We start from the raw sequence: 13,201 nt of genomic DNA, 5'->3' as shown, positions 1-13,201 counted from the left end.
ATATCATATCAAAAATCAAAGAGCAAATATCAAAATTAAGGAATTCTTTTATTCTTATTTTTGATTTTTAATATTTAATATTTGATTTTTTTTATTGCCTTACAAGTATTTTTGCATTTTGCTTTGTCCTTTTGATTTGGACATTTTGATATTTGCATTAAACTACTTGTGGAATATTTCGCACCGGTATCCTATTTGGTAACCGTTCACCGCACAGACACAGAGACGCAGAGAAAAAATTAAAATCTATTCACCAGAGACAGAAATTTCCTTTTTTTTGTGCATTTCGGGTGTTTCGTTGTTTATTAATCTTTTACTGTGATTCAGACACTGGACATCAGACACAAGACTATAGACTCTATTTATGCAGGAAATTAGTGACATTTTGGGAAACCATCCTCAAAACTTCACTCCCTGAATTTTTCCTAAGTCTTACCTATGTCAGTGACAGTGTAAGTGACAGTGTAAGTCTAAGTGAAGAAACTCCTTCAACTCATCCAACACTTCCAACTCTTTCTACTCTTTCAACTCTTCCAGCAGAAGTATAGCAGTTATTAGTCAAAACTTTACTCAGAGTGGATAAGTAAAAAAAATCCCAAATCCCAAGCACCAAATCTCAAATAAACACCAAATTTCAAATCCTAAATACAAACTATGGGGGTAATGTTTTGAATTTTGGTTATTTGAATTTATTTGGAATTTGGAATTTGTGATTTGGAATTTCATAGCCATATCTATGTCAAATTTCGATTAATAAGTGCTATAATGAGCAAAGGCAATGGACTTAAACATTGTCAAGGTTTTTGGTAGTTTTAAGAACTTCACCAGGGGATTATTGTTTGCCTTTACCAGACAACTGATTGAGGTAGATAATATCCTGAAAAACCTGTCTCAACCTTACCAAATCCGCCTGAATTCTTCTTAGAACTGCTACCTTATTTTGTTCCAGCAACCCCTCTTTTTCCCTCTTTAATCCATATCATATCATATTTTTATCATATTGACAATCTTTTTTTTGACTCCGATATTTTGATATATCAGGAGACACAGGAGAGAACTGTCCTTTCTAATGTCCCCTACCATCTTGTCCCCAAATTGTATCTTAAAAATAAAAATCATGAAAATTTACTCTTCAGAACTGTACAAGAAAAAAACTATTTGACAAAGAGATAAATAAATGGTATAGTTACAACATAATGGAATATAATATAAGAAAAATTAAGGAAAAGGCTAAAAAGGATTTTGAACAAACATGGTTAGAAACAGCAAAATTAGTTAATTTAAGCGGACGAAAAATGCTCTGGGAACAACCCACTCGAGGTAAAGAACATCCGATTATTTCACTTAATCTAAAATTCCGTGAGGTATTCTTACGACTTGGATTAGATGAAATAATAAATCCAGCGATTATTGAGGAAGGCGAGGTATATCGTCAGTATGGACCAGAGGCACCGGTGATTTTAGATAGGATATTTTACCTGGCAGGCTTACCAAGACCTGATATTGGCATTAGTAATCGTAAGATTGAGGAAATAAAAAAGATTATACCTGATTTTAAAAAAGAAAAAAACATAGAAGAGGTATTCCGTGCCTTTAAAAAAGGAACAATAGAAAGTGATGACTTGATTGAGGAATTAGTCAAAAATCTTGATATTAAAGAAGAAATAGCGACTTTAATCATTGACCGGGTTTTTCCAGAATTTAAGGCGTTAAAACCAATTCCAACTAAATTTACCTTACGCTCACATATGACCGCGGCATGGTTTAATTATTTATCTAAAAATCAAACTAAAATTCCGGTGAAACTTTTTTCCATTGGTTCACGATTTAGACGGGAACAAAGACTTGACCCGCATCATTTATACGAAAGCACATCTGCCTCAGTCGTAATTATGAATGATGAAATAACCGCAGAAGATGGAATTGAATTTACTAAAATGGTCTTATTTGAACTGGGGTTTGGCAAACCCGAATTTATTAAAAAGAAGGTTACGAGTAAATACTACACACCAGGTTCAGAATATGAGGTCTATTCGCAAATAGGAACTCAACAGATTGAAGTGGCTAATATTGGATTTTATTCCCCGGTGGCATTGGCAAATTATGATATTAAATACCCTGTATTTAACTTAGGTTTTGGGGTAGAAAGATTAGCCATGCTTGAACAAAAGGTATCTGATATACGAACTTTAGTCTATGGGGAAGAACAAAAATTAACTGATGAAGATATTACTCAAGAACTAACCGTAGAAGGATTTCCAACAACGGCTATGGGGGAAAAATTAGCTCAATCGTTAATTGAAACTGCAACTTTGCATAAGGATGATATTGGACCTGTAGAAATTTTAGCATATCAAGATGAACAGATAAAAGTTTGGGTCTATAATTGGGATGTGGGAAAACCAATGCTTTCTTTTGCCGCTTTTAATGAAATATATGTCTATGAAGGCAATATCATAGGATTATCGAGCCAATTACAAAAAGGGAAATTAAGCAATCTGGCTAATTTAGCTCGAGTAGATGGAATTAAGACTAACTTAATCTATTTGAATAATATTGTCAATGGCTTTGTGGCTAAATTAGAAAAGGCAATTAAAGAAGGTAAAAATACCATTGATGAACGCTACAAAATGGCTAAACGCCCCAGTGAGATTAACCTTTTTATCCCTGATTTTGTAAATCGATATATTACAGCTAATAACAAAAAAATAGAGGTAGGTGGACCATTGTTTTTTGGACTAAAAGCACAAATAAAAAATTGTTGACATTATGAGATTTTTGGGTATAATAATTATTAAGGAAGGTTATTTATGATTTATCAAAAAGATAGAGAAATAGACCCATGGGCTAAGTTAAGAAAGGATAATTTACAGATTCTTCAACAAGAACTTACGGATAAAAAAGTATTAATCAAATCAAATGTCTATTTTGAGCGAAAGGAACGAACTTATTTAGTTAAGGAAGTAAAAGAAGACTATATAAAAAGTAAGGGTAGATTAATTCCGGGATTTCGGTTAGTTAATGAAGATGTAGATTTAGAAGAACAGCCAGTGTTAAAATATCCTACTTCATTAATAGACAAAATGGGAACCGGGAAAAACAAAAGACTTGTCCTGAGTTATACGAGTGAAATAAATTTTGACCGTGATTTCCGTCAGCTCCATCGAAATACAAGACCTGATCTGGAGATATATATTTATTATTAATGAAGAGTCCAAACTGAACGGTGAACAGTTTACTACTGACCATTGTTTACTCTCTGATATTGCCGGGATGGTGGAATATGGTAGACACGCATGGTTGAGGGCCATGTGCCCGAATGGGTGTGCGGGTTCAAATCCCGCTTCCGGCACCAAAAAAATACCATAGAATAGCACAAATAAAACAAATTTTTCATCATTTGTGTAAATTTATGTTGACTTTTTATCAAAATTATGGTATATTAAATATGAATCAGTTACCAGGGCCCGAAGGCACAAAGGAAAAATCGGGGTTTGGAGTTAGGGAAGGAAGAGATTGTTTTATTCCCGAATCCCTTTCTTCGTGTCTTTGTGGTAAATAGTTACTGAAATTCAAAAAAATAAAGGTAACCGTTCAGGCTATGCATCAAAAGTGTAAGAAGGGGGATAAGGAGATAAGGGAGATATGGAGATAAGATAATAGAAATAGATTGAAATTTATAGAAATAGGTAGAAATTGATTGTGGAAAACAACAAATTTCCATAAATTTCTATTAGTTTCTATTAATTTCAATTTTTTTAATAATATCTCCCTATCTCCTTAATCTCCACATCTCCTTTTGTTACACCACCTGAACGCTTACAAATAAAGGAGGGAAAAAAATGTTAAAAAAAATGTTAAAAAATAAAAAGGGATTTACTTTAGTGGAGTTGATGATAGTAGTGCTCATCTTAGCCATTTTACTCTTAATTATCGTGGCAAGAATACCTCAAGTTCTGACACGGTCAAGGGAGGCAAAAACAAAGGACCATCTGGCTAATCTACGGGTAGCAATTAATAACTATTATAGTACCAATCCGGGAATTTTCCCAAAAAGCCTTGATAATACTCCGCATAATATTGGTGGGCAGGATGTGCCTGCTTTTGTCCCAAATTATATGCTAGAAATCCCAAAGGCGAGATTAAGGTCTCATCCCCCCAGTGGTGCTAATCCCAATTCTAACAATGTTAAGGTTATTGATACACAAAAAGAACTGATGACGGCTCAAGATATAGCAGATAGTAATATCGGCGGCTGGATATACAGTTCAACTACCGGCGAGATCAGAGTTAATTGTAATGACTTAGATAGCCGGGAAAAGATATATTATTCAAATTATGGGCATGAGGAAAAGGAATAGGAGTGCAAAAATCTAACTCCTAATTTCATCTCTGTATTCTTAATGAAAGAAAAAAATGGAGAGAAAATGACTAAAGATGAAAAACTCATTTCAAGAATTAAAGAATTAGAAAAGGAATTAGATAATGTTACCGAAGCATTATCCACGGCTTATGAAGAATTATCTCTATTATATGATGTTACCAATAGTCTTGGAACAATGCTCAATGTCGATAGGTTACCTGTAGAAATTCTGATTAAAGCGATGAATGTTTTAGAAACTAAATATGGCTATTTAATGTTATTTGATGAAGAAGACTATAAACTAAAGATCCGAGCCGAGATAGGTTTTTCACCAGAGAAATTAAACAGGTTTAAAACTGAATTTATTGCTGAAGAAGGTGTTTCGGGCCAGGCAATAAGAGAGGGAAGATATATTATCCATAGTAATATCCAATCTTCTAAAAATATTCATGAACATATTTTAGGAATTAATAATCTTTTATGTGTGCCACTAAAATATAAGGATGAGCCAATTGGAGTGATAGTTTTAGGCGATAAGATTTCAGGTGAACCTTTTTTTACCCCGGATGCCAAACTTCTTTTTGCTTTAGGAACTTTAGTCTCCTCTACTATTCAAAATGCCCGTCTTTTTTGTCAACTTCAAGATTTGTTTATCACCACAGTAAGTTCTCTCTCATCAGCTATTGACGAGAAAGATACCTATACAGAAGGTCATTCGCAACGAGTGACTGAATTTTCACTGGATATTGCTCGGGCATTAAAGATGTCTGAAAAGGATAAAAATATTCTGGAATTAACTGCCAGATTACATGATGTGGGTAAAATTGGTATCTCGGAAGCTATCTTAGATAAACCTGGCAAGTTAAATGATGACGAATGGAGAATAATGAAGGAACATCCGCTAAAGGGAGTTAAAATCCTTCAGCCAGCTGAAGATATGAAAAGAACATTAGCCGCAGTTAGAGAAGCACGGTTACTTATTCCAAAAGAAGATATGGTAAAGATTGTTCCGGGAATTAAACACCATCATGAAAGATATGATGGTAAAGGCTATCCTGATGGATTACAGGGAGAGGAAATCCCATTAATGGCAAGGATAATTGCAGTTGCGGATGCATTTGATGCAATGACCTCTAAAAGGGCATATCGTGAGGCAATGACTGAAGAACAGGCAATAGATGAATTAGTTAAAAATGCCGGGTATCAACATGACCCAAACCTCATAGAGACATTTATCCAGACGAGAAAAAATAAAAAATCATAACCTTTTAATTATAACCTATCTGCTACTAAATTTTACTTACTTATTTGAACTTCTGTAACCGTTCACCGCAGAGACGCAGAGAAAAACACACCCTTAACCCCTCTTAAGAGGGGAAAATCTATGGACGAGACGCTTAACATCCCTGATTTTCATCAGAGCAAACTCTTGAGTCCAGCAACATTAAATCAGTAGTCAGTAGTCAATAGTTAGTAGTCAGAAAACCTTGTGCTTTTCTACTCTCTACTTTCTACTCTCTTTTCTGTTATCTGATTTATTTCTATGTCTTCTCTGTCCCCTCTTGAGAGGGGTTAGGGGTGTGTCCTCTGCGTCTCTGCGGTAAATTACCACCTCAACGGTTACGAATTATCAAAAAGGGGGTATGTAAAAAAAAGGGGGTAAAAATGTCAATTAATAAAAAACAAGGTAGTCAAAAAGAGCAAGTTCTTAATTGGATTTATGAGCGGCTTTTTAAGGCTTTTGGACCACGACACTGGTGGCCTGGAGACACACCTTTTGAGATAATCATTGGGGCTATTCTAACCCAAAATACTGCTTGGACAAATGTCGAAAAAGCAATTAACAACCTGAAAGAACATAACTTATTAGAACCTGAAAAATTAAAAGAAATCCCTCAAGACGAACTATCCACATTAATTAAACCAGCGGGATATTACCAACTCAAGGCTAAAAGACTAAAGGCGTTTATTGAATTCCTGTTTGCCCGCTATTTGGGTAATTTAGACCAGATGTTTAAAGGAGAAATGTGGGAACTACGGGCTGAACTTTTAACGGTAAATGGGATTGGATTAGAAACCGCAGATTCTATCTTGTTATATGCCGGGAATAAACCTGTTTTTGTCGTTGATGCCTATACAAGAAGAATTTTAACCCGACATAATCTCATTAATGAAAAAGCCTCATATTCCCAGATTCAAAACCTATTTATGCTCAACTTACCTCATGATGTGCAGGTATTTAATGAATTCCACGCCTTGATTGTTCAACTGGGAAAAGAGATATGTAAGACAAAACCTGATTGTCCCAATTGCCCACTCATTTCTCTATCAAAATCCCCATAGTATTGTTGATAGTTGATAGTTGATGGTTGATGGTTGATAGTCTATGAAACTATCAACTATCAACCTGGAGATAAAGCAAATCTTGGCGGGTCATGAACAATAAAATCAAAATACGAGACAGAAAACCTTTTTACCTCATTAAAGGCATCAGCAATAATAATTTTTATCCCTCCTTCAAATAATTCCTTAGAATATGGATTAATTTTATCTATTTCGAGAACACAGATATCTTTTTCAATAGTAGTTACCTCTGCACCTTTTTTATAAGCCTCAATGGCTGTATAGCCAGGCCCGGTGCAAATGTCTAATATCGTTGCGTTTTTAAATATATGCAGGAGTTCTATCTTTAGTTTTGTATCCTGGTCAGGGGTCATATTCTTAGTTTGATGCATCCGTATTCCATTAATCTCAATAGTCGGATAGCCTTCAGTTGGAACTAACTTATAAAAATGGTCTTTAAAGAAACAAACCTTTGAAATACCTTGAGGAGAAACAGAAAAAACACTTGTTTTATCCTTAAGGATAGATTTAAGTTCATTTATGCCAATAAAGAAATTGGGTAACCGTTCAGCCACAGAGGCACAGAGTTCACAGAGAATTAAGGAAATTAACCACAAATGCACACGAATTAACCTCTGACATCCCATAAATGTAGTGCGAATCTTTAGGTTCGCCTTTTGGCTTGCCAGAAGCGAGGCTAATGATTTTTTCATAAATAAGTTACACTTTTTTGCCTCTCTTGCCGATAAATATAGTAGAGAAAAATCTATCGACAAAGGAGGGAAAAAATGATCTTTGTCAAAATATTAACTGAAGAAGAGCAAGAAGAATTGACTCTTCTCTCTCGAAGGCCTCCCTCTGCATGTCTCTGGCGGCGCGTTAGAATAATTCAGTTATCAGCTAAGAAGGTTTCTGTACCAAACATTGCTGATGCTTTGCAGATGTCTAAGAAAAAAGTCCGCTACTGGATACGTCGCTATGAGAAAGAGGGAATTTCAGGGTTATATAGCCGTCCTCGACAGGGACGGCATTAAAAAATAAACCCAGAACAAACACAACAATTAGTGCAAGCAGCCCGAAGTAATCCAAGAGCTTATGGAGAACCTCACTCTACCTGGACATTAGTTCTGTTGAAAGAGATAATTCTAAAAAACATTCAGGTTTCTCAAGCTACTGTATGGAGGACACTTCGCCGCGCAGGAATCCGTTTCAAATGCGCAGTTCATCGATGTTGGAGCCCAGATCCTAAATATCTAAACAAAGTTGCATTGATAGAAGAACGTCGTCAAAAAGCACAAGTTTGCTCTGATGAGAATGTATTTCTTTATGAGGACGAATGTCACCTGGGACGTCGACCTACATTAAGCAAATGTTACTTTCCCAAAGGGAGTAAACCTCCTCAGGTTGGTAAGGGCACCTCAGAGAGTACACGCTGTATTTTTGGAGCAGTCAACGCGGTATATGGAAAAATCCTTTACCTAATTAGTCTCACAGGAGCATCTACTTCTTTCATTACATTCTTAGAGCAAGTCGAGCAAACATATTGGTGGGCTAAACGAATTACGATTGTTTTGGACAATTGGGGAGTTCATTTTAGCAACTCAGTTGAAGATTGGCTAAAGAAACATTCCCGTATCGAGTTGTTACCCTTACCGACATATGCTCCATGGTTAAACCCTATGGAACGATTATGGAGATGGATGCGCCGCTGTGTTACCCATAATCACCCTTGGACCGAAATACAAGAAGTCATCCAAGGAGCTCAAGACTTTCTTGAAGATGTCAAAGATCAAAGAGAGCAAGTATTCACTTCTCTTGGACTAAAACCTGTTCTTATAAAACCAGGTTAAAAAAGTGGAACTTACTTTTGCAAAAACCATAAGCCTCGCACTACAAATCTTTTTATTATTCGTGTTCATTCGTGGTTATATATTCCCTCTGTGTTCTTTGTGACTCTGTGGCTATATCCCTGAATGGTTACTAATTTTTATATTTGCTTTTTGCATTTTGCTCTTTGGAGGAAATCCCTTTTGGACACCAAATCTGCATAGATTTCACTATTAGAGTTATTTTCAGACACCACTTAATTTTCTAACCGCACAGGTCGCAATTTTTTGCTTGCATTTGAAGGGATTGTTTGATATAATACTTCCTACTATGGAAGAGATAAAAAAAGAACTGAAAGCGCTAATTTCTAAATATTACTCACAATACTACTCACAGGGAAATAAAGATATTTCTGAAGCAGATGTCCGGGCAAATTATGTTGATAAGTTATTCTTAATACTTGGCTGGAATGTCTATAATACTTTAGGTCAGGATAATAGATATAATCGAGAAAAATATATTCGACCAACAACGCCGTTTGATAAAGCAGGATTTGTGGATATTGGGTTAGAACTGGAGACAGAACCGATTATTTTTATTGAAACGAAAAGATTTGATAAAATCCTGTCTAAATCAGACCGCCAGGAAAAATATATCGATAGAACCTCAGATGAAAAACAAGCCTTTCGATATGCCCGGACTTGTAAAATTCCCTGGGCTATCCTGACCAATTTCCAACGACTTTATCTTTTTAATGTTGATAAAGAGCAATTAATCCTTTCCTTTGATTCACCTTCTGAATACCTTGAGAGATTAGATGAATTATTACTTTTATCTAAAGATAAGGTTAAGACAAAATCCTTGGAATGGTGGGAGGCTCAATTACATAGAGAAGAAATAGATTATTCATTCTTAAAATTTCTACACTCCTGGAGACTTAGATTAGCCCAAAATATTTATGACCACAATAAGAATAATCCTGCCCTGGTAAAATCAGATGGAAGTTTTGACTTTGAAATACTGATGGATGTTGTTCAGCGGATATTGAGTCGGCTTTTAGTTATTCAATGTGCAGATGACAAAGAGGTCCTTCTTCAGCATAGCCTTTTAGAATCAATGTTAAATGAGTTTTTGCAAAAGGGAGCCTATGCGAAAGAAACCTCTCTTTTTGATGCCTTGATTGATTTATCAATGATGATGGATAAACATCATAATACCTCTATCTTTGCCCCAGGACATCTTTGTGAGCAAGTATTTATCTCAAACCAAACATTAGCCGATATAATCTGTGAACTTTGTCGTATCAGCTTTCGTAAATTTACCTCTGATATTTTAGGAGCAACTTATGAAAGTTATTTAGGTTATAGATTTACCCTTGAAAATGGTAAGATAAAGGCAGAGATAAAGTCAGAAGTGCGTCGGTCTGCAGGGGTTTATTATACACCACCATTTATCGTCCATTATATTGTTCACCAGACATTAGGAAAATATTTACAAGGTAAGACGATTGATGAAATAAAAGACCTTAAAATTTTAGACCCTGCCTGTGGCTCCGGGTCATTTCTGATTTGTGCCTTTGATATCTTAAGTAAGTTTTATGAAGAGGAAAATGAGCGAATAGAGAAACTCCAGGTAGAAACAATGGAGAAATACTTTAAAAAACATGGACAAAGTAGTCTGGGTTTTGAATTACAACAATTACCTCAAAAGGTATTAGACTATCCTCGCAAGATTCTCTGTGAGCATTTATACGGTGTGGACATCGATTCGGCTGCCGCAGAAATAGCAACTATAAATTTAATCTTAAAGGCTTTTGAGAAAATGTCTGGAAAACAAAAATTACCTTATCTCCTTAATCAAAATATTAAAGTCGGTAATTCACTTATTTCGGCAGAACCTACGGATGTATCTGAAGATAAAATACAATCACTTATTAGCCTGCGGGCAAAACTTAAAAATGGGCAAGAAAATAAAGAAATCCTTGATTCAATCAAGGAAATTAGTGATGAATTAAATATAAAACTAAATGAGCCATTAAATAAATACTTCGAACATCACCAGACCAATAAGATATTTAACTGGCAAATAGAATTCCCAGAGGTAGAAGGTTTTGATATAGTTATTGGCAATCCACCTTATGTCAATGTAGAAAACCTGCCAACCGATGAGCGAATGTTTTATATGAAAAATTATACCACCGCTGTCAAAAGATTTGATATCTACATTGGGATGATGGAACGAGGAATAAATTTACTTAAAGAAGGTGGCAAATTGGGCTTTATCATTCCATATCCATTTTTAACTCAAAATTATGCTCAGCACTTGCGAAAATATTTACTGGAAAATACCTCAATCCTGACCATTGTTGATTTAAAAAAATATCGTATATTCCAGGATGCAGTGGTGCGAAATATCATTATCATTTGTCAAAAAGGAAAGATGCCTGACCATACTATCCAGATTATTCTCCCTCAAAAAGACCCTAAAATAGAGAACGAAATAACTGATGGGGTGCTTGAAGTTAAACAATCTGTTTATGAACATACCCCTGACAATATGTTTAGATTGGAATTAAATGGAAAGACTTTGGGCATTATTGATAAGATTAAAGCCAAAAGCCTTTATCTTGGCGATATAGCCGCCGTTTCCTGGGGCGTAAGAGGTGTGCCCATAGAGAAATTTCACTTAAATGAACCAATCAATAAACATTGTAAAAAAATGATTAAAGGAGAAAATGTCAGCAGATACTTGATAGATTCGGCAGGCAAATGGTTTTTGTATGATAAGGAAAAACTCTACCGCCCATCATTGCCGGAATTGTTTGAAAATGAAAAATTAGTCATAAGTGAAGTAACAGGGAAGAAAGGGCTTATTGCTTGTTTTGATAATGAAAGGTTTTATACTGACCATTCCCTTTCTTGTTGTGTCCTAAAACATAAATTATGTGCCATTGAGCAGAGTGTATTACGAAAACATAAGATTTATATTAAAGAAGATGAAATACAAACATCTAAAAACTATGACCTGAAGTATCTATTAGGATTTATCAATTCAAAATTAATTAACTTCTATTTCTATTTGATGCTTGGTTATGAACTAAATGTCTATCCCGAAAGTATTGAACAAATACCTATCTATAAAATTGACTTTGATAATCAGGACTCAAAGGCGGTGTATGATGAGTTGGTTAAGTTAGTTGATGAGATACTTAATCTTCATAAGCAAAGAAATCTGACGCTAAAGAGATTTGACCAATTAATCAACAATTATCCGGATTATGAAGCACTATCTTTAAAAGATGCCTATTATAGTAAGGCTGGGTATAGTAAATATATTGAGAAGAAAGCGGGTATCTCTGCCCAAACAGAAGCTCAAATTACTGGCATAAAGATTTATGAAGAGAATGAGTCAATTATATTTAAGGTTGATAGTGAACCGAAAATCCATACCCCTGTTTTAGAATTAATCATTAAAGACGAAAATTTGAGATTATTCATTTTCTATACCATCAATAAATTCTTAAAGGAAAAAAGGAAAAAGAAAAAGTGGGGAGATGGCATAGTGGTTGATATTATCTTAACTAACCTTATCACTTTAGTCTATAAAACCTCTGCCAAACTTCATTCAGTAGAATATAACCTTGATAGGATTAATCTGATGATGAATGAATTCAGGGCAAAAGTGTCCAATCCCCATCTAACTAAAATTGACATGGAAATAGAAAGGATAGATGACCAAATTGACAGTTTGATTTATAAGTTGTATAATTTAGGGGAGGAGGAGATAAAAATAATTGGTAACTATTCAGCCACTGATTGATACGGATAAACACGGATAAATACAGAGGGCAGAGGGCAGAGGGCAGAGGGCAGAGGCGGGTTGTCCCCCGCTGGCGGGGGTTCTTAGCATGTCCCACAATTTTTACTGGACACCGTGAAGAGTAATAATTCACAATTCACAATTGACAATTCACCATTCACCATTTTAAGAAGATTTAGGGAAGAAATTGTGAATTGTGAATGGTGAATTGCGAATTGTGAATGAATGTAACATTGTCCAGTAAAACTTATGGGTAACGATAAGGGCGGGGGTTAGGGGGTGGATTCTCCCCCGCTGGCGGGGGATTAAGGGGGTGGAATCTTCCTCCACTGGCAGAGAATCAAGAAGGATAGAAAACAAAAGTCAGAAAGAGAAAAATCCTTCAGCCTTCAACCTGATTACGGACACGGATTACGAATTTTTCAGTGTTTCATCCGTGCCCATCTGTGGCTGAATAGTTACAAAAGGGGATAAGGAGATAAAGAGAGAGATATATGGAGATATTGAGAAGTTAAGTAAAGTGGAATTATATTAATCTTTTTCCCTAATCTCTTAATCTCCTTTTCGTAATCTTCCCATCTCCTTTTCGTAAGCGTTCAGGTGGTGTAACAAAAGGAGATGTGGAGATTAAGGAGATAGGGAGATATTATTAAAAAAATTGAAATTAATAGAAACTAATAGAAATTTATGGAAATTTGTTGTTTTCCACAATCAATTTCTACCTATTTCTATAAATTTCAATCTATTTCTATTATCTTATCTCCATATCACTCTTATCTCCTTATCCCCTTTCTTACACTTTTGATATATAGCCTGAACGGTTACTCCTTTTCTTATATCAACTGAACG

Annotated in this window: 12 protein-coding genes and 1 tRNA gene; 11 read left to right on the top strand and 2 right to left on the bottom strand. The window is 35.2% G+C overall.

Going from position 1 to position 13,201, the window contains the following annotated elements; genetic code table 11:
* Positions 1-778 precede the first annotated feature (778 nt).
* The 4 genes from AB1422_03270 to AB1422_03255 all read left to right on the top strand — a co-directional run bounded on the left by AB1422_03270 (position 779) and on the right by AB1422_03255 (position 3,355).
* Complete coding sequence (locus tag AB1422_03270) at positions 779-925, top strand: hypothetical protein (protein ID MEW6618365.1); 147 nt, start codon at positions 779-781, stop codon at positions 923-925.
* A 271-nt stretch (positions 926-1,196) separates the two neighbouring features.
* Complete coding sequence (gene sepS / locus AB1422_03265; protein ID MEW6618364.1) at positions 1,197-2,765, top strand: O-phosphoserine--tRNA ligase; 1,569 nt, start codon at positions 1,197-1,199, stop codon at positions 2,763-2,765.
* A gap of 45 nt (positions 2,766-2,810) precedes the next feature.
* Complete coding sequence (locus tag AB1422_03260) at positions 2,811-3,206, top strand: hypothetical protein (protein ID MEW6618363.1); 396 nt, start codon at positions 2,811-2,813, stop codon at positions 3,204-3,206.
* 61 nt (positions 3,207-3,267) lie between these two features.
* Positions 3,268-3,355: transfer RNA gene (locus tag AB1422_03255), tRNA-Leu, on the top strand.
* A gap of 207 nt (positions 3,356-3,562) precedes the next feature.
* Here the strand turns inward: AB1422_03255 and AB1422_03250 are convergent.
* Positions 3,563-3,724: a hypothetical protein gene (locus AB1422_03250; GenBank protein MEW6618362.1), complete on the bottom strand. Its 162-nt coding sequence runs from the start codon at positions 3,722-3,724 to the stop codon at positions 3,563-3,565.
* A 118-nt stretch (positions 3,725-3,842) separates the two neighbouring features.
* Between AB1422_03250 and AB1422_03245 the strand changes: the two genes are divergently transcribed.
* The 3 genes from AB1422_03245 (at position 3,843) to AB1422_03235 (ending at position 6,706) form a co-directional block, all read left to right on the top strand.
* Positions 3,843-4,361, top strand: a complete 519-nt coding sequence (locus AB1422_03245; GenBank protein ID MEW6618361.1) for a prepilin-type N-terminal cleavage/methylation domain-containing protein — start codon at positions 3,843-3,845, stop codon at positions 4,359-4,361.
* Between the two features lie 42 nt (positions 4,362-4,403).
* On the top strand, positions 4,404-5,627 hold the full coding sequence (locus AB1422_03240; protein MEW6618360.1) for an HD domain-containing phosphohydrolase: 1,224 nt from the start codon (positions 4,404-4,406) through the stop codon (positions 5,625-5,627).
* Positions 5,628-6,028: 401 nt separating this feature from the next.
* Positions 6,029-6,706, top strand: a complete 678-nt coding sequence (locus tag AB1422_03235; protein MEW6618359.1) for an endonuclease III domain-containing protein — start codon at positions 6,029-6,031, stop codon at positions 6,704-6,706.
* A 59-nt stretch (positions 6,707-6,765) separates the two neighbouring features.
* Here the strand turns inward: AB1422_03235 and AB1422_03230 are convergent, their stop codons facing one another.
* Entirely contained in the window at positions 6,766-7,419 is a 654-nt protein-coding gene (locus AB1422_03230) for a hypothetical protein (protein ID MEW6618358.1), read from the bottom strand.
* Between the two features lie 75 nt (positions 7,420-7,494).
* Here AB1422_03230 and AB1422_03225 point away from each other — a divergent pair, with 75 nt between their 5' ends.
* The 4 genes from AB1422_03225 to AB1422_03210 all read left to right on the top strand — a co-directional run bounded on the left by AB1422_03225 (position 7,495) and on the right by AB1422_03210 (position 13,198).
* Complete coding sequence (locus AB1422_03225; protein ID MEW6618357.1) at positions 7,495-7,740, top strand: helix-turn-helix domain-containing protein; 246 nt, start codon at positions 7,495-7,497, stop codon at positions 7,738-7,740.
* 3 nt (positions 7,741-7,743) lie between these two features.
* A complete protein-coding gene (locus AB1422_03220; GenBank protein MEW6618356.1) occupies positions 7,744-8,556 on the top strand; it encodes an IS630 family transposase in 813 nt (270 codons plus the stop codon).
* Positions 8,557-8,863: 307 nt separating this feature from the next.
* Positions 8,864-12,352, top strand: coding sequence for an N-6 DNA methylase (locus AB1422_03215; protein ID MEW6618355.1), 3,489 nt, complete (start codon positions 8,864-8,866; stop codon positions 12,350-12,352).
* 687 nt (positions 12,353-13,039) lie between these two features.
* Positions 13,040-13,198 (top strand): hypothetical protein, encoded by a 159-nt coding sequence (locus AB1422_03210; GenBank protein MEW6618354.1) that lies wholly within the window; start codon positions 13,040-13,042, stop codon positions 13,196-13,198.
* Positions 13,199-13,201 lie beyond the last annotated feature (3 nt).

It is taken from the genome of bacterium (assembly GCA_040757115.1).
GTDB lineage: Bacteria > UBA9089 > CG2-30-40-21 > CG2-30-40-21 > SBAY01 > JBFLXS01.
This window is presented reverse-complemented; position numbering and strand designations above follow the sequence as displayed.

Coding starts and splice junctions, on each gene's coding strand:
- AB1422_03240 (MEW6618360.1), top strand. CDS start 4,404: ATGAAAGAAAAAAATGGAGAGAAAATGACTAAAGATGAAAAACTCATT.
- sepS (MEW6618364.1), top strand. CDS start 1,197: ATGGAATATAATATAAGAAAAATTAAGGAAAAGGCTAAAAAGGATTTT.
- AB1422_03270 (MEW6618365.1), top strand. CDS start 779: ATGGACTTAAACATTGTCAAGGTTTTTGGTAGTTTTAAGAACTTCACC.
- AB1422_03235 (MEW6618359.1), top strand. CDS start 6,029: ATGTCAATTAATAAAAAACAAGGTAGTCAAAAAGAGCAAGTTCTTAAT.
- AB1422_03215 (MEW6618355.1), top strand. CDS start 8,864: ATGGAAGAGATAAAAAAAGAACTGAAAGCGCTAATTTCTAAATATTAC.
- AB1422_03225 (MEW6618357.1), top strand. CDS start 7,495: ATGATCTTTGTCAAAATATTAACTGAAGAAGAGCAAGAAGAATTGACT.
- AB1422_03230 (MEW6618358.1), bottom strand. CDS start 7,419: ATGAAAAAATCATTAGCCTCGCTTCTGGCAAGCCAAAAGGCGAACCTA.
- AB1422_03245 (MEW6618361.1), top strand. CDS start 3,843: ATGTTAAAAAAAATGTTAAAAAATAAAAAGGGATTTACTTTAGTGGAG.
- AB1422_03250 (MEW6618362.1), bottom strand. CDS start 3,724: ATGGAAATTTGTTGTTTTCCACAATCAATTTCTACCTATTTCTATAAA.
- AB1422_03210 (MEW6618354.1), top strand. CDS start 13,040: ATGGAAATTTGTTGTTTTCCACAATCAATTTCTACCTATTTCTATAAA.
- AB1422_03260 (MEW6618363.1), top strand. CDS start 2,811: ATGATTTATCAAAAAGATAGAGAAATAGACCCATGGGCTAAGTTAAGA.